The organism is Candidatus Kosakonia sp. 282A-S69, assembly GCF_029433855.1.
Taxonomy (GTDB): domain Bacteria; phylum Pseudomonadota; class Gammaproteobacteria; order Enterobacterales; family Enterobacteriaceae; genus Kosakonia; species Kosakonia cowanii_A.
On record NZ_JAROAU010000003.1, the window covers coordinates 442103 to 464333 of the forward strand.

The following is a 22231-nucleotide window of genomic DNA, read 5'->3' on the forward strand; positions in this document are numbered from 1 at the left end:
TTTTACGGGGCGGGGTAGGTGTAGATCTGATGCACCGCCTCGATCTCCGCAATCACCTCATCGCTCAAATCCAGATGCAGGCTCTCAACGTTGGTTTTCAGCTGCTCCATCGTCGTCGCGCCCAGCAGGGTGCTGGCGACGAAGGGCTGACGGCGAACGAAGGCCAGCGCCATCTGCGCCGGATCGAGATTGTGCCGTTTCGCAATGTCGACATAGGCCGCTACCGCTTTCTGCGACTGCTCGCCGCTGTAACGGGTAAAACGGCTGAACAGCGTGTTGCGCGCGCCGGCCGGTTTCGCGCCGTTCAGGTATTTGCCAGTCAGCGTACCAAACGCCAGGCAGGAGTAGGCCAGCAGTTCAACCCCCTCATACTGGCTCACCTCCGCCAGACCCACCTCGAAGCTGCGGTTCAGCAAACTGTAGGGATTCTGGATGGTCACAATGCGCGGCAGTTCATGCTTCTCCGCCAGTTGCAGGTAACGCATCACGCCGAACGCCGTTTCGTTGGAGACGCCGATATAGCGGATCTTACCGGCGCGCTGGCACTCGGTAAGGGCTTCCAGCGTTTCCAGTAAGGTGATTACCGGCGCGCTCTCAACCCAGCTGTAGCCCAGCTTGCCAAAGCAGTTGGTCTGTCGCTGCGGCCAGTGAACCTGGTATAGGTCGAGATAATCGGTCTGCAGACGCTTGAGGCTCTCATCAAGCGCGGCGCGGATATTTTTGCGATCGAGTGCCTGGTTTGGGCGGATGCCGCTATCGCTGTTGCGGCTCGGGCCACTCACTTTCGAGGCGATAAGGAGTTTTTCGCGGTTGTTGCGCTTCGCCAGCCAGTTGCCGACGTAGGTTTCCGTCAGGCCCTGGGTTTCCGGGCGCGGTGGGACAGGGTACATCTCTGCGACATCAATCAGGTTAATGCCCTGGCTGACCGCATAATCGAGCTGTGCATGGGCGTCGGCTTCGCTGTTTTGTTCACCAAACGTCATTGTGCCCAGCCCGAGGGTGCTTATTTCAAGCGAACTGTGGGGGATACGGTGATAGTGCATAGCCGGCTTCCTTAAACAAACATGCCACGTCAGCGGAGCTGACAAAGGACTATAAACATGGCAGAGGGGAAGCAAAAGGGAAAGGAAAAAATGGATTAAAGGCCAGCAGGTTACTGACCTTTATAGGGATTTCTTAGCGCTCAATAATCTGGGATACATCATCGCGGTTAATCTGCATTTTGTTGCCCTGCTGATCGTGATAGCTCACCAGACCGGTGTCATCATCAATCTGCGGCTTACCGTCCGTCAGAATCATTCTGCCGTCTTTGGTCGACATCACGTAGTCACTGCTGCAACCGCTGACCGCGCATGCCAGCCCGACCGCGGAAATAATGACTGCCCACTTCTTCATCGTTCCTATCCTCTCGGCTTATCCTCACAGAAGTGTAGTAATAACGTGCCCTTAGGTGATGAAAAAGCAGGATTGTCTGAAAGTGTGCAGTGAGGGGGGAAACGCATAAAAAAACGCCTTCCCGCAGGGGAAGGCGCGTGGTTTACAGCGGGTTCTTCTTGTTGCGCAGCAGGTTGAGCGACTCAACGGCGATGGAGAAGAACATCGCGAAGTAGATGTAGCCTTTCGGCACATGAATGGAGACGCTCTCCAGAATCAGCGTAAAGCCGACCAGGATCAAAAACGACAGCGCCAACATCTTGACGGAGGGGTGGCGATCGACAAATTCACCGATCGGGCGCGCGGCGAACATCATCACCCCAACGGCAATCACTACCGCAGCCATCATAATGAACAGATGATCGGAGAGACCGACGGCGGTGATCACCGAGTCGAGGCTGAAGATAATATCCAGCAGCATGATCTGCACGATTGCGCCAAAGAAGGAGTGAACGTTGGTTTTCAGCCCCTCCTCTTCGCCTTCGATCGACTCATGGATCTCTTTGCTCGCCTTCCAGATCAGGAACAGACCGCCGAGGAAGAGGATCAGATCGCGGGCAGAAACGTCATGATCGAAGACGTTAAACAGCGGATGAGTCAGTTTAATGACCCACGCGATCGAGGCCAGCAGCAACAGACGCATAATCATCGCCCCCGCCAGCCCCAGCCTGCGGGCGTGGTTACGTTGGGCGGTGGGAAGTTTTGCGACAACCAGAGAGAGGAAAATAATATTGTCGATCCCAAGAACGATCTCCAGCAGCGTCAGCGTACCGAGCGCGAGCCAGGCGTTGGGATCGGTGATCCATGCAAATAACATCGATAAAGTCCTGCCAAAAAAAGAAGCGCTAATTATAAGCGCCGACAGCTTTCTGGCAAAATTTAATAGGGCGATAACGCGAAATGGCGCGCAAGCAGCGCACGCGTAAAGTTCTTTTTCAGATAAAAACCGCGCGGCAGCGTCAGAATCGGCTCGCCATGTTCGCCGATGGCTTCGGTTAACGCTTTACTGTTGGCCGCCTTCGGGCGCAGTTGCAGCACTTCGCCATGGCGGGCGGTGATGCGTGTCACCTGGCCGAGCACGATCAGATCCATTAACTCTTCCCAGTCCTGGCGCAGCTGTTGCTCCTCATCGGCATCCGGGCTCCAGAGCAGCGGCGACCCTACGCGCCGTTCAGCAAGTGGAATGGTGCGCGAGCCCTCGACAGGCACCCACAGGACGCGTTTAAGTTTATGGCGAACATGGCTGGTTTCCCACACCACGCCCGTGTTGCCCGTCAGCGGCGCGACGCAGACAAAGGTGGTTTCCAGCGGACCGCCTTGCGCATCGATCGGGATGGTTTTTAGCTCCACGCCCAGCGCTGCGAAATCCTGTTCTGGTTTGCTGCCCGCGCTCGCACCCAGCCAGTGCTCCAGCAGAACACCGATCCACCCTTTATCGCGCTTCAGATCGCGCGGCGTCGGCATTCCGGCGAGTTCAGCCAGCTCGCCTAACGTATAGCCTGCCAGCCGCTGCGCCTGTGCCAGCAGCTGCGCTTCGGTTTCCGGCGGAGCGGTGAGAGGGGTGATTACACACATGCTAAAACCTTCTGGTTAAAAAATATACAGCAGTTTTCCACCGCACGGCAGAAGTTTATCGTGTTCCGCCAAAAAAGAGCAATGCAATGATTTATAAGCTAATTTACCCGCGTGATTGGCGTGTTGCGCAACAGGGCGCAATGTTTTCCAAATCTGGTCACTGACAATGAACAGGATCTTACACCCTGTTATCCACAGAAAAGTGGGATAAGTGGGAATAACCGGTACTACTGTTTCCATTTACAGCCTTGACGCGAGAGCAAAATCGAATTTTTGCACAAAATGTGCCTAACTAAGGGGCATAATCTGTGGATAAGCTCGGCTCTGTTCGATCTTTCATCAACACCAGGATCCTAATTGTGATAGCTATCACAAAATGGCAGCGTGACGGGGCGTTTGATGCACTAAGGCAATGAATTACGGAGAGTAATTTTTTGCGCATCTTAAGCTCTTATTCAGACTACTCTGGGTTTTCCCTCGGTAATTCCATACTTCTTCACAACTCTATCCACAGAAAAGGTGAATAAAACCCCTTGCTGTTGGTCACGGCTGTTTATAAGTGTGATGATTACTGTGAGTTATTCAATTGTTATTCGTTTATCTCGCTGTCATAGAGTGGTTTACCGTTTTCCGGGAGTGTGAAACAATCGCTTTATTCAGGTTTATTTTGAGGTAGTCCGGTGATTGATGACGATGGCTACCGCCCAAATGTGGGAATCGTAATCTGTAATCGACAGGGTCAGGTCATGTGGGCCAAACGCTTCGGACAGCACTCATGGCAGTTTCCCCAGGGGGGAATCAATCCTGGAGAATCCCCGGAGCAGGCCATGTACCGGGAGCTGTTCGAGGAAGTGGGCTTAAGTCGTAAAGATGTTCGTATCCTTGCTTCTACCCGTAACTGGTTGCGTTACAAGTTACCGAAACGTTTGGTGCGTTGGGACACAAAGCCGGTTTGCATCGGCCAGAAACAGAAATGGTTTCTTTTGCAGTTGATGAGCAACGACAGCGATATCAATATGCAAACCAGCAGTACACCCGAGTTTGATGGCTGGCGTTGGGTGAGCTACTGGTATCCTGTTCGCCAGGTTGTGTCGTTTAAACGCGACGTTTACCGGCGGGTGATGAAAGAGTTTGCAGCCGCGGTGCTGGCGCTTCAGGAGACTCCTGTGAAGCCGCAAAGCGCGCCTGCCTGGCGACGGAAACGAGGTTAAGCCACCCACATTATGCTCACCCGACTGCGAGAGATTGTTGAGAAAGTTGCCAGCGCGCCACGTCTTAACGAAGCGCTGGAGATACTGGTTACCGACGTTTGTCTGGCGATGGAAACCGAAGTATGTTCGGTCTATCTCGCAGATCACGACAGGCGCTGTTTCTATCTTATGGCGACGCGCGGTTTGAAAAAGCCGCGCGGCCGCACTGTTACGCTCGCATTCGATCAAGGTATCGTCGGCCTGGTAGGCAGGCTGGCGGAGCCTATCAACCTTGCCGACGCGCAAAAGCACCCCAGCTTTAAATTTATCCCCTCGGTGAAAGAGGAGCGGTTTCGCGCCTTTCTCGGCGTGCCGATTATTCAGCGTCGCCAACTGCTTGGGGTGCTGGTGGTGCAGCAGCGCGAAATTCGCCAGTACGATGAGAGCGAAGAGTCCTTCCTTGTCACCCTCGCCACCCAGATGGCGGGCATTCTCTCCCAGTCGCAGTTAAACGCCCTGTTCGGTCAGTATCGCCAGACCCGTATCCGTGCGCTGCCAGCATCGTCCGGCGTGGCGATTGCCGAAGGGTGGATGGATCAAACGCTGCCGTTGATGGAGCAGGTCTATCCGGCCTCAACGCTGGATACCTCCCTTGAGCGGGAAAGGTTAACCACCGCGCTGGAAGAGGCGGCAAATGAGTTCCGTCGCTACAGCAAACGCTTCTCTGCCGGGGCGCAAAAAGAGACGGCGGCGATCTTCGATCTCTATTCGCACCTGCTCTCCGACGCGCGTCTTCGCCGCGAGCTGTTTGAGGAGGTTGACCGCGGCGTGGTCGCCGAATGGGCGGTGAAAACGGTTATTGAGAGCTTCGCTGCGCAGTTCGCTGCCCTCAGCGATGGCTACCTGAAAGAGCGCGCGGGCGACCTGCGTGCCCTCGGCCAGCGTCTGCTGTTCCATCTTGATGACAATATTCAGGGGCCAAATAGCTGGCCTGAGCGCTTCGTGCTGGTGGCAGACGAACTCTCCGCAACAACCCTTGCCGAGTTACCACATGACAGGCTGGCGGGCGTGGTGGTGCGCGACGGCGCCTCCAACTCCCATGCCGCAATTATGGTGCGAGCGCTGGGAATTCCTACGGTTATGGGGGCCGATATTCAGCCTTCAGCCCTCCATCGGCGGACGCTGATCGTCGATGGTTATCGCGGCGAACTGCTGGTCGATCCTGAGCCGGTACTGTTGCAGGAGTACCAGCGTCTTATTACGGAAGAGAATGAGTTAAGCCGTCTTGCCGAAGATGACGTTAACCTTGAAGCCCGCTTAAGCAGCGGCGAGCGGGTCAAAGTGATGCTCAACGCCGGTTTAAGCCCCGCTCACGAAGAGAAGCTGGGCAAGCGAATCGACGGCATTGGGCTCTACCGCACCGAAATTCCCTTTATGTTGCAAAGCGGCTTCCCCTCCGAAGAGGAGCAGGTTGCGCAGTATCAGGGCATGTTGCAGATGTTCAACGACAAGCCGGTAACGCTGCGTACGCTGGATGTCGGTGCCGATAAACAGCTGCCCTACATGCCGATAAGCGAAGAGAACCCCTGTCTTGGCTGGCGCGGCATTCGTATTACTCTGGATCAGCCGGAGATCTTTCTGATCCAGGTGCGCGCCATGCTGCGGGCAAACGCCGCGACCGGCAACCTCAGCATCCTGCTGCCGATGATCACCAGTATTGATGAGGTGGATGAGGCACGCAGGTTGATAGAGCGTGCCGGGCGGGAAGTGGAAGAGATGATCGGTTATGCGATCCCAAAACCGCGCATCGGCGTGATGCTGGAAGTGCCGTCGATGGTGTTTATGCTGTCGCACCTGGTCAAACGCGTCGATTTTATCTCTGTCGGCACCAATGACTTAACTCAGTACATTCTTGCCGTCGATCGTAACAATACTCGCGTGGCGAATATGTATGACAGCCTGCATCCGGCGGTGTTACGCGCGCTGGCGATGATTGCAGGCGAAGCTGAACGGCTGGGGATCGATCTCTGTTTGTGTGGCGAAATGGCCGGCGATCCGATGTGCGTCGCGCTGCTGATTGGTATGGGCTACCGGCATCTGTCAATGAATGGTCGCTCCGTGGCGCGTATCAAATATCTGCTGCGCCGCATTGATTGCGAAGAAGCGCAGGTGCTGGCGCAGCGTGCGTTGGAGGCTCAGCTGACAACCGAAGTGCGCCACCAGATTGCCGCTTTTATGGAGCGGCGCGGCCTCGGCGGGCTGATCCGTGGCGGGATTTAAGCAGCAGCTTATTTAACCCGCACTGCCCCCTTTAGGCTCTGCAGGCGCTCTGCCTGATGGCAGCTTCGCCTTATCAGGCCTGCCATGGCAGATCTCTGTTGTCGGAGGGGTAAGGGCCTGTCTGTGATCCGGATAAGCGCCAGTGCCATCCGGCAAGCGTCCGGCACAGAGTCTCCGCCTGTACCGTTTCGTTTATACATAACTTTTACAACATAGCGGCAACCTGCCTTGTGCCTTATGCTATGATTCGCAGCTTTGGAGCGGCCGCCAGGTGCGACCGCGTCGGTATACCGCTGTCCACTTTCGGCGGAATAACAACAAGTTGTGGTGACAGATGAACAGTGGCTATCTGCATTTTCCGGATTTTGATCCGGTGATTTTCTCCATCGGACCCGTCTCCCTGCACTGGTACGGTCTGATGTATCTGGTCGGTTTTGTTTTTGCTATGTGGCTGGCTACCCGCCGGGCTAATCGCCCTGGCAGCGGCTGGACGAAAAACGAAGTTGAAAACCTGCTCTACGCAGGCTTCCTCGGCGTGTTCCTCGGTGGTCGTCTCGGCTACGTGCTGTTCTACAATTTCCCGCTCTTCCTCGATGATCCGCTCTATCTCTTCCGCGTATGGGACGGCGGCATGTCTTTCCACGGCGGCTTAATCGGCGTGATCGTGGTGATGATCATCTTCGCTAAACGCACCAAACGCAGCTTTTTCCAGGTCGCCGACTTTATCGCGCCACTGATCCCGTTTGGCCTCGGCGCGGGTCGCCTGGGGAACTTTATTAACGGCGAGCTCTGGGGCCGTGTCGATCCCTCTTTTAAATACACCATGCTATTCCCTGGCTCGCGCGCGGAAGATATGGCGCTGCTGCCTTCTCATCCGGAGTGGCAGTCAATTTTTGATACCTACGGCGTGCTGCCACGCCACATGTCCCAGCTCTACGAGCTGGCGCTGGAAGGCGTGGTGCTGTTTATCATCCTGAATCTCTTTATTCGTAAACCTCGCCCGACCGGCGCGGTCTCCGGCCTGTTCCTGATTGGCTACGGCGCGTTCCGTATCATCGTTGAGTTTTTCCGCCAGCCCGACGCGCAGTTTACCGGCGAGTGGGTGCAGTACATCAGCATGGGGCAGATCCTCTCCATCCCGATGATTATTGCTGGCGCCATCATGATGATCTGGGCGTACCGCCATCGTTCGCCGCAACACGTTTCCTGAGGAACCATGAAACAGTATTTAGAGTTGATGCAAAAGGTGCTTAACGAAGGCACCCCGAAAAATGACCGCACCGGGACAGGCACGCTGTCTATTTTTGGCCATCAGATGCGTTTTAATCTGCAGGACGGCTTCCCGCTGGTGACCACCAAGCGCTGCCATTTGCGTTCAATTATTCATGAGCTGCTGTGGTTCCTGCAGGGCGATACCAACATTGGCTACCTGCGTGAGAACAAGGTCTCCATCTGGGACGAGTGGGCCGACGAAAAGGGTGACCTGGGCCCGGTTTACGGCAAACAGTGGCGCGCCTGGCCGACGCCGGATGGCCGCCATATCGATCAGATTTCAACGGTCATTGAGCAGTTGAAAAACGATCCGGACTCGCGCCGCATTATCGTCTCGGCGTGGAACGTCGGTGAACTGGACAAAATGGCGCTGGCCCCGTGCCACGCTTTCTTCCAGTTCTATGTGGCAGATGGCAAGCTCTCTTGCCAGCTCTACCAGCGTTCGTGCGACGTCTTCCTCGGCCTGCCGTTCAATATCGCCAGCTACGCGTTGCTGGTACACATGATGGCGCAGCAGTGCGATCTTGAGCCGGGTGACTTTGTCTGGACCGGTGGCGATACGCACCTCTACAGCAACCATCTCGAGCAGGCGCGCTTGCAGCTGAGCCGTGAACCGCGTGCGTTACCGAAACTGGTGATCAAGCGTAAACCCGCGTCGCTGTTTGATTACCGTTTCGAAGACTTCGAGATTGAAGGCTACGATCCGCACCCTGCGATCAAAGCGCCGGTCGCTATCTGACCTCGCTCAGCCTGACACAACCGGCGCGCTAACGTGCCGGTTTTTTTGCCTACAAACCGCTTTTTCGGCGCAGCTTCCAGCCTCGATGTAACCCGCTGCAACCGCTGCTTTTCCTTGCGTAACGTCTCGTAAACCTGCGTTTTCTCCCTCGACGAATATCTCTCCCGGCGACAGACTGCCGCCATGAAAAAAGAAGATGGTTTTACGCTGATTGAAACCCTCGTTGCCGTGGCGCTGATCGCCATCCTCAGTGCAGCGGGGATTTCCGGCTGGCAGAGCTGGCAAGCGCAGCAGCGGCTGTGGCAAACCGCGCTGCAGGCGCGCCATTTCCTTGAGCGCTTGCGGGAAGAGGCCAACTGGCATAACCAATCGCAGGTTGTTTACAGCGTGCGGGAAGGGGAGCGGTGGTGTTTGCTGAATATACCGGCGGCACGTTGCTCAGCAGAGCAGGCGTTAACGATGCACCCGGCCTGGCCGGATGTCGCGCTGGCTGATGTTACGCCGTCGCTCGGCTTTTATGGTTTACGCAATACCGCCTGGCCGGGGCATATCCGCCTGCGCAACAGTGCCGGGGAGTGGCGAGTGGTGGTCTCCGCATGGGGAAGGATCAGAATGTGTCAGCCTGGGGGAGGGAGTGTATGTTAAAAGGTCAGCGCGGCTTTTCCTTGCTGGAGACGCTGCTGGCGATGGCCATCGGTAGCGTGCTGCTGCTTGCTTCCGCCCGCTTTCTGCCCGGTCTACAGACTGCCCTTATGCAACACACCCGGCTGCAGACCATCGAAGATGACCTCTGGCAGCGGCTGCGGGCTGTCGCTAAACACATGCAGCGCGCAGGTTACTGCCGCGGAAGCTGTAGCGGTCAGCCGCTTTTTATCAGCGCCAAAGGGGAGTGCGTCATTGCACAGTGGGATGCTAACAGCAACGGTCATTGGGAGAGCGCACCCAGTAATGATGCGGAACAAACGGCCTTTCGCCTGCAAAATGGCGCACTGGAAACGCTACGCGGCGCGACCTCCTGCGCCGGGCGGGGATGGGAGAAAGTCACCGATCCGGCGCAGATGCGCGTAGAGCGCTTTAGCGTGACTCAACGCCAGATGGCAGGCTTTGCGCCACAGCTCACGATTCTGCTTACCGCCAGCCTGCCGGGCGCAACTGAGAAAACGGTGAGCGGCGAGCTAACCGTCAGCGGGTATAACCTGTGAATCGGCAGCTTGGCGTATCTTCCCTGGCACTGGTGCTTCTGTTGCTGCTGCTGGGTAGCCTGATGCTTAACGGTCTCAACCAACAGCTGACCAGCCATATATGGCGGGTCAATCGTGAAAGGCAGGGAATACTCAGCACCGCAGAGGTTTCATCGGCGATGGAGTTAGCGCGCCACAGGCGATGGCCGTCAGAGCCTGCATTACAGTGCCTGCAGCCTGCAGCAGAGGGCGTGCGAAGCTGCCTGCGTATTTTCGCCGACGGCTCAGCCCTGCTGATCGTCGCCAGCGCAGAAGCCGCGTTATGGCGGCTTGGGCGGGTAGAGGGTGAGCTGGTTCGCTTCTCGCCACACGGCTGGAGCGATTTCTGCCCGCTTACGGAGAGCGCATTATGTCAACTTCCCTGAGTCGGGAGCGGGGTTTTAGTCTGACGGAAGTCCTGCTGGCCATAGTGTTGATGGTAATGGTGGTCACTGCTCTTGGCGGGTATCATCGCGCCTTGTCCAGCGGGTTTTCAGCCACCAGCCAGTGGCGGCAGCTCTGGCGCTATGCGTGGCAGCAGGCTCAACCTAACGCGACACCACTCCCTTCGGGCTGGCAGGTTTCGCGGGGGCAGACAACAACAGAAGGATGTGTCAGCATCAACGTCACCGTTATCTCGCCACAGGGCAGGCAGGGGAAAATGACGCAACTTTTTTGCCCAAACAGTCAGTAGTCAGGAGCACGTATGTTAAGGGTTTATCACTCCAATCGTCTGGATGTGCTTGAAGCACTGATGGAGTTTATCGTTGAGCATGACAGGCTCGACGACCCCTTTGCGCCGGAAGTAATCATGGTGCAAAGCACCGGTATGGCGCAGTGGCTGCAGATGACCCTGGCACAAAAATTTGGTATCGCCGCCAATATCACCTTTCCGCTACCCGCGAGCTTTATCTGGGAGATGTTCGTTACCGTTCTGGACGATATTCCCAAAGAGAGCGCGTTCAACAAACAGAGTATGAGCTGGAAGCTGATGTCGCTGCTGCCTGCACTGCTGGAGCATGAAGATTTTGCCATGCTGCATCACTATCTCCACGATGATGATGACAAGCGTAAGCTGTTCCAGCTCTGCTCACGCGTGGCGGATCTTTACGATCAGTATCTGGTTTATCGCCCGGAGTGGCTGACGCGATGGGAGGCGGGTGAACGGGTCGACGGTCTGGACGATGCGCAGCGCTGGCAGGCGCCGCTCTGGCGCGCGTTGGTTGAGCATACCCGCGAGTTAGGTCAGCCCCACTGGCACCGCGCTAACCTTTATCAGCGCTTTATCTCCCGGCTTGAATCGGCGAAAGCGCCACCAGCCGGGCTGCCTGCCCGCGTATTTATCTGCGGCATCTCCGCGCTGCCGCCTGTCTACCTGCAAGCCCTGCAGGCGCTCGGCAAACATATTGATGTCCACCTGCTGTTTACTAACCCCTGTCGCTACTACTGGGGCGATATCAAAGACCCGGCATTTCTCGCACGGCTTGTCACCCGACGCCGCCGCCATCACCGGGATGACCGCCAGTTTCCTCTTTTCCGCGATACGCAAAGCGCGGAAGGTCTGTTCAATGGCGAAGGGGAGCAGGACGTGGGTAATCCGCTGCTGGCCTCCTGGGGCAAGCTGGGCCGCGACAACATCTTTTTGCTGGCGGGGATGGAACGCTATGAAGAGCTGGATGCCTTTGTCGACATTACGCCGGGAACGCTTCTGCAAAATTTGAAATACGACATCCTTGAGCTGCAAAACAGTGCGGTAGCCGGTGTTACGGCAGAGGAGTTTGCGCGTAGCGATAACAAGCGTCCGCTCGATCCAGAGGATCGCAGCGTCACGGTGCATATCTGCCACAGCCCGCAGCGGGAGGTGGAAGTGCTGCACGATCGTCTTTTGGCGATGCTGGAGGAGGATCCGGAACTGACGCCGCGCGATATCGTGGTGATGGTGGCGGATATCGACAGTTACAGCCCCTATATTCAGGCGGTGTTCGGCAGCGCCAGCGGCGAACGCTACATTCCCTATGCGGTATCCGACCGCCGTGCGCGTCAGGCCCACCCCGCGCTGCAAGCCTTTATCAGCCTCTTATCGCTGCCGGACAGCCGCTTCGTCTCGGAAGATGTGCTCGCCCTGCTGGATGTCCCGGTGCTGGCGGCCCGTTTCAACATTACCGAAGAGGGGCTGCGCTACCTGCGCCTGTGGGTAAACGAGTCCGGTATTCGCTGGGGGATGGATGATGACAACGTGCGCGAGCTCGAACTGCCGCCAACCGGGCAGCACACCTGGCAGTTTGGCCTGACGCGTATGCTGCTCGGCTACGCCATGGAGAGCCGCCAGGGCGAGTGGCAGTCAATTCTTCCTTATGATGAGTCGAGCGGTTTGATTGCGGAGCTTGTTGGGCACCTGGCCTCTCTGCTGATGCAACTCAATATCTGGCGTCAGGGTCTTGCCGAAGAGCGCCCACTCGAGGAGTGGCTACCTGTCTGCCGTGAGATGCTTAATGACTTCTTCCTGCCGGATCAGGAGACCGAAGCCGCGCTGGCGCTGATCGAGCAGCAGTGGCAGGCGATTATCGCCCAGGGCGTTGGCGCAAGCTATGGCGAAGCGATTCCGATCTCTCTGCTGCGTGATGAGCTGGCTCAGCGCCTCGATCAGGAGCGCATCAGTCAGCGCTTCCTCGCCGGCCCGGTCAACATCTGTACGCTGATGCCGATGCGCTCGATCCCATTCAGGGTAGTTTGCCTGCTGGGGATGAACGACGGCATCTATCCGCGTACTCTTCCCCCGCTCGGTTTTGATCTGATGAGCCAGAAACCGCAGCGCGGCGATCGTAGCCGCCGCGATGATGACCGCTACCTCTTCCTGGAGGCGCTCATCTCTGCTCAACAGCAGCTCTACATCAGCTATATAGGCCGTTCGATCCAGGATAACAAAGAGCGTTTTCCTTCGGTGCTGGTGCAGGAGCTTGTGGACTATATCGGCCAGAGCCATCATCTGCCGGGTGATGAGGCTCTTAACTGCGATGAAAGCGAGCGGCGGGTGAAGGCGCATATCACCCATCTGCACACCCGCATGCCGTTCGACCCGGCTAACTATACGGTGGATGAGTGGCAGAGCTATGCCCGCGACTGGCTGCCCGCCGCAAGCCTGCAGGGTGAAGAGCATTTGCCCTTTATCCAGACGCTGGAGACACCAGCGCTGGAGACGCTGGCCTTCGACCAGCTTCAACGATTCTGGGCGCACCCGGTGCGCGCCTTCTTCCAGATGCGTCTGCGGGTGAATTTCCGCCCTGAAGAGAGCGATATTCCTGACGCTGAGCCCTTTATTCTCGATGGCCTGGATCGCTACCAGCTTAACGACGAGCTACTGAATGCGCTGGTTGAAGAGCAGGATGCGGAAAAACTGTTCCGCCGCTATCGGGCTGCGGGTGTGCTGCCGTACGGGGCGTTTGGTGAAATTGTCTGGGAGACGCAATGTAAGGAGATGCAGGCGCTGGCCAGCCGCGTTATTGAGCATCGCCAACCGGCAGACAGCCTCGAGATCGACCTGCACTGCGCGGGCGTTCACCTGACCGGATGGCTGGCCCACGTGCAGCCGGACGGGCTGCTGCGCTGGCGTCCATCGCAGCTTAAGGTCTCCCAGGGGCTGCAACTTTGGCTGGAACATCTTGTCTACTGTGCCAGTGGCGGAACGGGAGAGAGCCGCCTCTTTGTGCGTAAAGATGGTCAGTGGCGTTTCCCGCCGCTGCCGCCTGAAGAGGCGCTGCGCTACCTGGCGTTAATGATCGAAGGCTACCGCGAAGGAATGGCGAAACCCTTGCTGCTATTGCCCGAAAGCGGCGGCGCATGGATAAAGGCCTGTTATGACGCAGCAAATGATGCCATGGTAAAGGACGACGAGACGTTGCAAAAAGCACAGAGCAAATTTTTGCAGGCGTATGAAGGCAACATGGTGGTCAGCGGTGAAGGTGCCGATATCTGGTATCAGCGTCTGTGGCGAACCCTGGAGCCGGAGTACTTCGCGGAGATTACCGCACAGGCGCAACGTTTTCTGTTACCGCTTTATCGACACAATCAGCCCGCCTGACGGTATAAAAATTGCGCAGAGGGGAGCCATCCCTTATTATGCGCGACGGTCACGGACTGATATAACACGCGTGCTGGCGCTGTCAGCACACATTTACCTGCTACTCCGGCGGTTATCGGGGGAGCAGGAAAAGTTAATGATGAGGTTCGTGAATGCCCCGCAGCACCTGGTTAACTATCTTCGTTCTGTTTTTTGCCCTGTGGGCGCCACTCAGTCAGGCTGATACCGGCTGGCAGCCTGTGAAAGAGACTATCCGTAAGAGCGACAAAGATACGCGGCAGTATCAGGCTATCCGCCTGGATAACGGCATGGTCGTGCTGCTGGTTTCGGATGCGCAGGCTGTCAAATCCCTCTCTGCGCTGGTTGTCCCGGTCGGCTCGCTCGAAGATCCTGATAGCCACCCAGGCCTTGCTCACTATCTTGAGCATATGACGCTGATGGGGTCGAAAAAGTATCCGCAGCCAGACAGCCTTGCTGAATACCTCAAAATGCACGGCGGCAGCCATAATGCCAGCACCGCGCCTTATCGCACCGCTTACTATCTGGAAGTGGAGAACGACGCGCTGGACGGAGCCGTGGATCGCTTAGCCGATGCCATTGCCGAGCCGCTGCTGGCAAAGAAGTACGCCGAGCGGGAGCGTAACGCGGTCAACGCAGAGCTGACCATGGCACGCACCCGTGACGGCATGCGCATGGCGCAGGTGAGTGCGGAGACCATAAACCCGGCTCACCCCGGCGCGCGCTTCTCCGGCGGCAATCTGGAAACCCTCAGCGATAAACCGGGCAGCCCGGTGCACGACGCGCTGCTGGCGTTTCGCGATAAGTACTACTCGGCAAACCTGATGAAAGCGGTGATTTACAGCAATCGCCCGCTTAACGAGCTGGCGACGCTCGCGGTGGAGACCTATGGCCGGGTTCCCAACAAAAATATCACCCGGCCGGAGATCACCGTACCGGTGGTAACAGATGCGCAAAAAGGCATCATCATTCACTACGTGCCGGAAGTGCCGAACAAGGTACTGCGCGTTGAGTTTCGTATCGATAACAACACGGCGGCCTTTCGCAGCAAAACCGACGAGCTGATTACCTATCTGATTGGCAACCGCAGCCCGGGCACGCTCTCGGACTGGCTGCAAAGCCAGGGGCTGGTTGAGGGCATTCGCGGTGATTCCGACCCTGTGGTCAACGGCAACAGCGGCGTACTGGCCATCTCCGCTACCCTGACGGATAAAGGGCTGGCGAACCGCGATCGGGTTGTTGCCGCTATCTTCAGCTATCTGCAACTGCTGCGCGAAAAGGGGATCGATAAACGCTATTTCGACGAGCTGGCGCACATTCTGGATCTCGATTTCCGCTACCCGTCGATCACCCGCGATATGGATTATGTTGAGTGGCTTGCCGACACGATGATCCGCGTACCGGTTGCTCACACCCTGGATTCCGTCAACATCGCCGACCAGTTTGACGCTAAAGCGGTGCAGGCGCGTCTTGATGAGATGACACCGCAAAACGCGCGTATCTGGTATATCAGCCCCGATGAGCCACACAACAAAAAAGCCTACTTTGTTGATGCCCCTTATCAGGTGGAGAAAATTACTCCCGATCGCTTTGCTGCCTGGCAAAAAGATGAAGCAGGGATCGAGCTGAAATTCCCGGAGCTCAACCCCTATATCCCGGATGACTTCTCGCTGATCGCCCCGGCAAAGAGATATACGCACCCGGAGCTAATCGTTGATGAACCGACGCTGCGCGTGGTCTATATGCCGAGCCGCTACTTCGCCAATGAACCACGCGCGGATGTCAGCGTGGTGCTGCGTAATCCGCAGGCGATGGACAGCGCAAAAAATCAGGTGCTGTTTGCCTTAAATGATTACCTGGCAGGGCTGGCGCTCGATCAGCTCAGCAACCAGGCCGCCGTCGGCGGGATAGGTTTCTCTACCAATGCCAACAACGGGTTAATGCTGAATGCCAACGGCTATACCCAGCGCCTGCCGCAACTCTTCAGCGCCTTGCTGGAGGGGTATTTCAGCTATACGCCAACCGAGGAGCAGCTGACGCAGGCGAAATCCTGGTATAGCAGGATGATGGCCTCGGCGGAGAAGGGCAAAGCGTTTGACCAGGCGATTATGCCGGTGCAGATGATATCGCAGGTGCCCTACTTCCCGCGCGAAGCGCGCCGAGCGCTGCTGCCGTCGATCACCGTGCAGGACATTCTTCATTATCGCGATGCGCTGAAGCACAATGCGCGCCCGGAGTTCCTGGTGGTGGGCAACCTGAGCGAAGAGCAGGCGAAAGATCTGGCCCGCAACGTGCAAAAACAGCTTGGTACCCGCGGTAACGAATGGTGTCGCAACAAAGACGTGCTGGTGGATAAAAAGCAGAACGTCATGTTTGAGAAAGCGGGCAACAGCACCGATTCCGCGCTGGCTGCCGTTTTTGTGCCGACCGGTTTCGATGAGTACAGCAGCTCGGCTTACAGCGCGATGCTCGGGCAAATTGTGCAGCCGTGGTTCTACAACCAGCTGCGTACCGAAGAGCAGCTCGGTTATGCCGTCTTTGCTTTTCCAGTCAATGTGGGACGCCAGTGGGGAATGGGCTTTCTGTTGCAGAGCAATGAGAAGCAGCCCGCCTGGCTCTGGGAGCGTTATAAAGCCTTCTTCCCGACTGCTGAAGCGCGCCTGCGCGCGATGAAGCCGGAGGAGTTTGCGCAGATCCAGCAGGGCGTCATTGCGCAAATGCTGCAAGCGCCGCAGACATTAGGCGAGGAGGCTTCCAAATTGAGCAAAGATTTCGATCGCGGCAATATGCGCTTCGATTCACGTGATAAAGTAGTGGCCCAAATAAAAGCGCTGACGCCGCAAAAGCTTGCGGACTTCTTCCATCAGGCGGTGGTTGAGCCGCAAGGTATGGCGATACTGTCACAGATCTCCGGAAGCCAGAGCGGAAAAGCCGACTACGCGCGCCCTGACGGCTGGAAGGTCTGGAAGGACGCCAGCGCTTTGCAGCAATCCTTACCCTTGATGAGCGAGAAAAATGAGTGAAACGACCGCTGAGACCCTTGATCCCCTGCGCCTGCCGCTTACCGGCGAGCGCCTGATTGAAGCCTCGGCGGGCACCGGTAAGACCTTCACCATCGCCGCGCTCTATTTGCGGCTGTTACTCGGGCTTGGCGGCAATGCCGCCTTCCCCCGCCCGCTCAACGTCGAAGAGCTGCTGGTGGTTACCTTCACCGAAGCGGCGACGGAAGAGCTGCGCGGGCGCATTCGCAGCAACATCCATGAGCTACGCATTGCCTGCCTGCGTGAAAGCAGCGACAACCCGCTCTACGCCAGTCTGCTGGCAGAGATTGAGGACAAACAGCAGGCCTCCCATTGGCTGATGCTGGCGGAACGGCAGATGGATGAAGCCGCTGTCTTTACCATCCACGGTTTTTGCCAGCGCATGCTCAGCCTCAACGCCTTTGAATCCGGCATGCTGTTTGAACTGAAACTGCTGGAAGATGAAACCCTGCTGCGTTATCAGGCCTGCGCCGACTTCTGGCGTCGCCACTGCTACCCGCTGCCGCGCGGCATTGCGCAGGTGATCCATGATTTGTGGAAGGGGCCGCAGGATCTTCTCAGGTCCATTGACCGCTATCTGCAGGGGGAAGCCCCGCAGATCAAATCCCCGCCGCCGGAGGAGGAGACCCTCGCTTCGCGCCATGCACAGATTGTCTCGCAGATTGATGCGGTGAAGCGTCAGTGGCTCGACTCCGTGAGTGAGCTGGAGCCGCTGCTTGAAAATTCTGGCATTGACCGGCGCAAGTTTAACCGCGGCAACCAGGGAAAGTGGATTGAGAAGATCTCCGCCTGGGCGCAGGAGGAGACCAGCACCTATCTGCTGCCGGATGCGCTGGAGAAGTTCTCGCAGGCATTTCTCGCCCAGCGCACCAAAGCGGGCGGCGTGGTGCCGGAGCATCCGCTATTTGTCGCCATCGAAACGCTGCTGGCGCAGCCGCTAACCCTGAGCGATCTGGTGTTGACCCGCGCGATGCGCGAAATCCGCGATGCGGTAGCAAAAGAGAAGCGCCGCCGCGGTGAGCTCGGTTTTGACGATATGCTCAGCCGGCTCGATCACGCCCTGCAAAGCCCGAACGGTGAGGCGCTGGCTGCGGCTATCCGCACCCGTTTTCCGGTGGCGATGATCGATGAATTTCAGGATACCGACCCGCAACAGTACCGCATCTTTAGCCGTATCTGGCTGAATCAGCCCGACTGCGGCCTGCTGCTGATTGGCGATCCTAAACAGGCGATCTACGCTTTTCGCGGCGCCGATATCTTCACCTATATGAAAGCACGCGACGAAGTGAGCGCCCGCTATACCCTTGACACCAACTGGCGCTCGTCGCCGGGGATGATCGCCAGCGTCAACCGGCTCTTTAGCCAGATGGACGACGCGTTTATGTTTCGCCAGATCCCCTTCCTGCCGGTGAAAGCGGCTACGCGAAACAGCGGGCTGCGCTTTGCGGTGAAGGGGGAAACCCAGCCGTCGATGAAGCTGTGGTTAATGGAGGGCGAAGGCGTTGGCGTGGGTGATTACCAGAGCTTTATGGCCCAGCTCTGCGCGATGCAGATTCGCGACTGGCTCAGCGCCGGGCAGGCAGGCGATGCGCTGCTCTACGAAGGGGCTAAAGCGCGGCCGGTGAAAGCCTCGGATATCACCGTGCTGGTGCGCAGCCGTCATGAAGCATCGCTGATCCGCGATGCGCTGACGCTGCTCGGTATTCCCTCGGTCTACCTCTCTAACCGTGACAGCGTGTTTGAAACGCCGGAAGCGCAGGAGCTGCTCTGGCTGCTGCATGCGGTGCTGACGCCGGAGCGCGAAAATACGCTGCGCAGCGCGCTGGCAACCTCAATGCTCGGCTTGACGGCGCGGGATATCGACGCGCTCAATCTGGATGAAGAGGCCTGGGATCGGGTGGTTGAGGAGTTCTCTCACTATCGCGAACTGTGGCAAAAGCGCGGCGTGATGGCGATGCTGCGCACGCTGATGAGCGCGCGGAATGTGGCGGAAAACCTGCTCGCCACGCCCGGCGGGGAGCGGCGCTTAACGGACATTTTGCATATCAGCGAGCTGTTGCAGGAGGCGGGCACGCAGCTTGAAAGTGAGCACGCACTTACCCGCTGGCTGACGCAGCATATCGCCGAGCCGAACACCAGCGCCGCCAGCGAGCAGATGCGTCTGGAGAGCGATAAGCACCTGGTGCAGATTGTCACCATCCACAAATCGAAAGGCCTTGAGTACCCGCTGGTCTGGCTGCCGTTTATCGCCAACTTCCGCATTCAGGACCAGGGCTTCTATCACGATCGCGCCTCGTTCAACGCGGTGCTCGATCTCAGTCATGCCGAAGAGAGCATTGAACTGGCGGAGGCAGAGCGGCTGGCGGAAGATTTACGCCTGCTCTATGTGGCGCTCACCCGTTCGGTGTGGCACTGCAGCCTCGGTATCGCGCCGCTGTTTCGCCGGCGTGGCGAGAAGAGCGGGCCCACTGATTTCCACCTCAGCGCGCTGGGCCGGCTGATTCAGAAGGGCGAGGCGCTGGATGCCGCCGGGCTGCGCCAGGCGCTGGCAGAAATCTGCAATGAGGAGATTGTGCTGGCGACGCCGCCCACGCCGGACACCGAGCGCTGGGAGTTGCCGCAGCCGCAGCCGCCCGCGCTCAGTGTGCGTGAAGTGATGCGCCGGGTCGCCGATGACTGGCGTGTGACCAGTTACTCCGGCTTACAGCAGCGCGGTCATGGCCTTGCCCAGGATCTGCTCCCACGTCTTGACGTCGATGCCGCAGGTGAGCGCGAGGTGCAGACGCAGCCGATGCTGACCCCGCATGAGTTTCCGCGCGGCGCAGCGCCGGGCACCTTCTTACACAGTCTGTTTGAAGATATCGACTTTACCCAGCCGGTGTCGCCGGAGTGGGTGGCAGAAAAGCTGCTGGTGGCAGGGTACGAGGAGCACTGGCAGCCGGTGTTGAGTAACTGGCTGGAGACGGTGCTGCACGCGCCGCTTACCGCAGCCGGAGTCTCTCTTAGCCAGTTGACGGCCAAAGATAAACAGGTCGAGATGGAGTTTTACCTGCCCATCAGCGCCACGCTCAGCGCAGAGGCGCTCGACGGGCTGATTCGCCGCTACGATCCGCTGTCGGCCGGCTGCGCGCCGCTCGATTTTCGCGACGTGCGCGGGATGCTGAAGGGCTTTATCGATCTGGTGTTTCGCCATCAGGGGCGCTACTACCTGCTTGATTACAAATCCAACTGGCTGGGCGAAAACGCGCAGGCCTATACGCAAGAGGCGATGGCGGCAGCGATGCAGTCCCATCGTTACGATCTGCAGTACCAGCTCTATACCCTGGCGCTGCACCGCTATTTACGACACCGCATCGCCGATTACGACTATGAGCGCCATTTCGGCGGTGTGATCTACCTCTTTTTACGCGGTGTGGAGGCGCAGCAACCGGAGCAGGGGATTTTCACCACCCGCCCGGATGCGGCGCTGATAGCCCGCATGGATACCCTGTTTGCAGGTGAAGTACCGGAGATGACGCCATGAATGTGCAGGCTTTACTGCAAGAAGCGATGGAGCAGAAGCTGCTGCGTCCGCTGGACGTGCAGTTTGCCCTGACGGTGGCTGGCACGGAAGAGCCCGCGTTGCTACTGGCGGCAGCGCTGCTAAGTCGCGATGCCGGAGAGGGGCATGTCTGTTTGCCGCTTTCACGCCTGACGCCCGACGTGTTCGGCAATGATTCGCCCCTCGCGCGTCAGCTGTTTGAGATGGCCGGTCCGCCGGACGACTGGCAGGCGCTGCTGCTTGCCTCTCCGGCGGTGGGTGACGGCAGCGGCGCGACGCCGATAATTTTGCACGACGCGCGCCTCTACCTGAACCGTATGTGGTGGAACGAGCGGCGCGTTGCGGAGTTCTTCGCCGCCCAGCAGACCGTTGATGAGGCGGATGAAGCCCGGCTTTCAGCGGCGCTGGCCTCGCTCTTTCCGGCAGATAATGAAACGGATGTGAACTGGCAAAAAGTTGCTGCTGCCGTGGCGCTCACCCGACGAATTTCGGTGATCTCCGGCGGGCCGGGAACCGGCAAAACCACCACCGTGGCGAAGCTGCTGGCGGCGCTGGTACAGACGCTCGATGGCAACCGCTGCCGTATCTGCCTGGCTGCGCCCACCGGTAAAGCCGCCGCGCGGTTAACCGAATCGCTTGGCAATGCGCTGCGCCAGCTGCCGCTTGATGAGGCGCAAAAAGCGATGCTGCCGGAGGAGGCCAGTACGCTGCACAGGCTGCTCGGCGCACAGCCGGGAAGCCAGCGCATGCGCCATCACGCGCTCAATCCGCTGCATCTGGATGTGCTGGTGGTGGATGAGGCATCGATGATTGACCTGCCGATGATGTCGCGGCTGATTGACGCTTTGCCGCCGCGGGCGCGGGTGATTTTCCTCGGCGATCGCGATCAACTGGCGTCCGTCGAGGCCGGTGCGGTGCTGGGGGATATCTGCGCCTGGGTAAATGCTGGTTACAGCGCGACGCGCGCGGCACAACTCTCAAGGTTGACCGGCGCGGAAGTGCCCGCAGGCGAAGGCGAGGCGGCCACCGCGCTGCGTGACAGCCTCTGCCTTCTGCAAAAAAGTTACCGCTTCGGCAGCCACTCCGGCATCGGTCAGCTGGCCGCCGCGGTCAACCGCGGTGATAAGCGCGCCACTCAGGCGGTCTTCAGCCAGGGTTTTGAGGATATTGAGCGTAAACCGCTTAGCAGCGCCGAGGCGTACCAGGAGATGATTGACGATGCGCTGGCGGGCTATGCGCACTATCTCGCGCTGGTGCAGGGCCACGCCGAGCCGGAAGCGATTATCGCCGCCTTCGGCGAATACCAGCTGCTCTGCGCGCTGCGCGAAGGGCCGTTTGGTGTCAGCGGGCTGAATGAACGGCTTGAGCTGGCGCTGGTGCGTCAGCGTAAAATTAGCCGCCAGCCCTTCTCGCGCTGGTATCACGGCAGGCCGGTAATGATCTCACGCAATGACTCCGCGCTGGGTCTCTTCAACGGCGATATTGGCATCGCGCTGGATCAGGGGCAGGGGATGCGCGTCTGGTTCCCGCTACCGGGTGGGAAGATCAAGTCAGTGCAGCCGAGCCGTTTGCCGGAGCATGAAACCGCCTGGGCGATGACGGTGCATAAGTCGCAGGGTTCGGAGTTCGATCACGCCGCGCTAATCCTGCCTGCGCAAAACGTGCCGGTAGTGACGCGCGAGCTGGTCTACACCGCGATTACCCGCGCGCGTAAACGACTCTCGCTCTATGCCGATGAGCGCGTGCTGGGCCAGGCAATCGCCACCCGCACCGAACGGCGCAGCGGCCTTGAAGCGCTCTTCAGCGCCCTGAAATAAAACGCCCCGCACAGGGCGGGGCGTGG

The 22231-nt window shown here is 58.3% G+C and carries 16 protein-coding genes; 12 read left to right on the top strand and 4 right to left on the bottom strand.

The genetic code is table 11. The features are described 5' to 3' along the window. Positions 1–2 precede the first annotated feature (2 nt). From PU683_RS07760 to mutH, 4 genes are all read right to left on the bottom strand, one after another. Positions 3–1043: an NADP(H)-dependent aldo-keto reductase gene (locus PU683_RS07760; RefSeq protein WP_277170936.1), complete on the bottom strand. Its 1041-nt coding sequence runs from the start codon at positions 1041–1043 to the stop codon at positions 3–5. Positions 1044–1176: 133 nt separating this feature from the next. Next, a complete protein-coding gene (locus tag PU683_RS07765) occupies positions 1177–1395 on the bottom strand; it encodes a YgdI/YgdR family lipoprotein (protein WP_023481134.1) in 219 nt (72 codons plus the stop codon). Positions 1396–1537: 142 nt separating this feature from the next. Then, on the bottom strand, positions 1538–2251 hold the full coding sequence (locus tag PU683_RS07770; RefSeq protein ID WP_277170937.1) for a TerC family protein: 714 nt from the start codon (positions 2249–2251) through the stop codon (positions 1538–1540). Between the two features lie 62 nt (positions 2252–2313). Next, complete coding sequence (gene mutH / locus PU683_RS07775; protein ID WP_277170938.1) at positions 2314–3009, bottom strand: DNA mismatch repair endonuclease MutH; 696 nt, start codon at positions 3007–3009, stop codon at positions 2314–2316. Positions 3010–3689: 680 nt separating this feature from the next. Here mutH and rppH point away from each other — a divergent pair. The 12 genes from rppH to recD all read left to right on the top strand — a co-directional run bounded on the left by rppH (position 3690) and on the right by recD (position 22205). Further along, positions 3690–4220, top strand: coding sequence for an RNA pyrophosphohydrolase (rppH, locus tag PU683_RS07780; RefSeq protein WP_034813806.1), 531 nt, complete (start codon positions 3690–3692; stop codon positions 4218–4220). A 12-nt stretch (positions 4221–4232) separates the two neighbouring features. Next, on the top strand, positions 4233–6479 hold the full coding sequence (gene ptsP, locus PU683_RS07785) for a phosphoenolpyruvate--protein phosphotransferase (RefSeq protein ID WP_277170939.1): 2247 nt from the start codon (positions 4233–4235) through the stop codon (positions 6477–6479). 334 nt (positions 6480–6813) lie between these two features. Next, positions 6814–7689 (top strand): prolipoprotein diacylglyceryl transferase, encoded by an 876-nt coding sequence (lgt, locus tag PU683_RS07790; RefSeq protein WP_277170940.1) that lies wholly within the window; start codon positions 6814–6816, stop codon positions 7687–7689. Positions 7690–7695: 6 nt separating this feature from the next. Next, positions 7696–8490, top strand: coding sequence for a thymidylate synthase (thyA, locus tag PU683_RS07795; RefSeq protein ID WP_277170942.1), 795 nt, complete (start codon positions 7696–7698; stop codon positions 8488–8490). A 183-nt stretch (positions 8491–8673) separates the two neighbouring features. Then, the gene (locus tag PU683_RS07800) at positions 8674–9135 is read left to right on the top strand and encodes a prepilin peptidase-dependent protein (protein WP_277170944.1); all 462 of its coding nucleotides are present in this window, start codon (positions 8674–8676) and stop codon (positions 9133–9135) included. Then, positions 9129–9692 (top strand): prepilin peptidase-dependent protein, encoded by a 564-nt coding sequence (locus PU683_RS07805; protein ID WP_277170945.1) that lies wholly within the window; start codon positions 9129–9131, stop codon positions 9690–9692. The genes PU683_RS07800 and PU683_RS07805 overlap by 7 nt, the downstream gene beginning before the upstream one ends. Further along, positions 9689–10096, top strand: a complete 408-nt coding sequence (locus PU683_RS07810; RefSeq protein WP_277170946.1) for a DUF2509 family protein — start codon at positions 9689–9691, stop codon at positions 10094–10096. Before PU683_RS07805 ends, PU683_RS07810 begins: the two co-directional genes overlap by 4 nt. Then, entirely contained in the window at positions 10081–10404 is a 324-nt protein-coding gene (locus PU683_RS07815) for a prepilin-type N-terminal cleavage/methylation domain-containing protein (RefSeq protein WP_277170947.1), read from the top strand. Before PU683_RS07810 ends, PU683_RS07815 begins: the two co-directional genes overlap by 16 nt. Positions 10405–10416: 12 nt before the next feature. Beyond that, entirely contained in the window at positions 10417–13788 is a 3372-nt protein-coding gene (gene recC / locus PU683_RS07820) for an exodeoxyribonuclease V subunit gamma (protein ID WP_277170948.1), read from the top strand. A gap of 152 nt (positions 13789–13940) precedes the next feature. Continuing rightward, positions 13941–16829 (top strand): pitrilysin, encoded by a 2889-nt coding sequence (gene ptrA / locus PU683_RS07825; protein ID WP_277170949.1) that lies wholly within the window; start codon positions 13941–13943, stop codon positions 16827–16829. Next, positions 16822–20370: an exodeoxyribonuclease V subunit beta gene (recB, locus tag PU683_RS07830; protein WP_277170950.1), complete on the top strand. Its 3549-nt coding sequence runs from the start codon at positions 16822–16824 to the stop codon at positions 20368–20370. Before ptrA ends, recB begins: the two co-directional genes overlap by 8 nt. Continuing rightward, entirely contained in the window at positions 20367–22205 is a 1839-nt protein-coding gene (gene recD / locus PU683_RS07835; RefSeq protein WP_277170952.1) for an exodeoxyribonuclease V subunit alpha, read from the top strand. Before recB ends, recD begins: the two co-directional genes overlap by 4 nt. Positions 22206–22231 lie beyond the last annotated feature (26 nt).

Excerpts from the sequence above, each read along its gene's own strand:
- PU683_RS07760 (WP_277170936.1), bottom strand. The coding sequence starts at position 1,043 with ATGCACTATCACCGTATCCCCCACAGTTCGCTTGAAATAAGCACCCTC.
- PU683_RS07765 (WP_023481134.1), bottom strand. The coding sequence starts at position 1,395 with ATGAAGAAGTGGGCAGTCATTATTTCCGCGGTCGGGCTGGCATGCGCG.
- PU683_RS07770 (WP_277170937.1), bottom strand. The coding sequence starts at position 2,251 with ATGTTATTTGCATGGATCACCGATCCCAACGCCTGGCTCGCGCTCGGT.
- mutH (WP_277170938.1), bottom strand. The coding sequence starts at position 3,009 with ATGTGTGTAATCACCCCTCTCACCGCTCCGCCGGAAACCGAAGCGCAG.
- ptsP (WP_277170939.1), top strand. The coding sequence starts at position 4,233 with ATGCTCACCCGACTGCGAGAGATTGTTGAGAAAGTTGCCAGCGCGCCA.
- lgt (WP_277170940.1), top strand. The coding sequence starts at position 6,814 with ATGAACAGTGGCTATCTGCATTTTCCGGATTTTGATCCGGTGATTTTC.
- thyA (WP_277170942.1), top strand. The coding sequence starts at position 7,696 with ATGAAACAGTATTTAGAGTTGATGCAAAAGGTGCTTAACGAAGGCACC.
- PU683_RS07800 (WP_277170944.1), top strand. The coding sequence starts at position 8,674 with ATGAAAAAAGAAGATGGTTTTACGCTGATTGAAACCCTCGTTGCCGTG.
- PU683_RS07805 (WP_277170945.1), top strand. The coding sequence starts at position 9,129 with ATGTTAAAAGGTCAGCGCGGCTTTTCCTTGCTGGAGACGCTGCTGGCG.
- PU683_RS07815 (WP_277170947.1), top strand. The coding sequence starts at position 10,081 with ATGTCAACTTCCCTGAGTCGGGAGCGGGGTTTTAGTCTGACGGAAGTC.
- recC (WP_277170948.1), top strand. The coding sequence starts at position 10,417 with ATGTTAAGGGTTTATCACTCCAATCGTCTGGATGTGCTTGAAGCACTG.
- ptrA (WP_277170949.1), top strand. The coding sequence starts at position 13,941 with ATGCCCCGCAGCACCTGGTTAACTATCTTCGTTCTGTTTTTTGCCCTG.
- recB (WP_277170950.1), top strand. The coding sequence starts at position 16,822 with ATGAGTGAAACGACCGCTGAGACCCTTGATCCCCTGCGCCTGCCGCTT.
- recD (WP_277170952.1), top strand. The coding sequence starts at position 20,367 with ATGAATGTGCAGGCTTTACTGCAAGAAGCGATGGAGCAGAAGCTGCTG.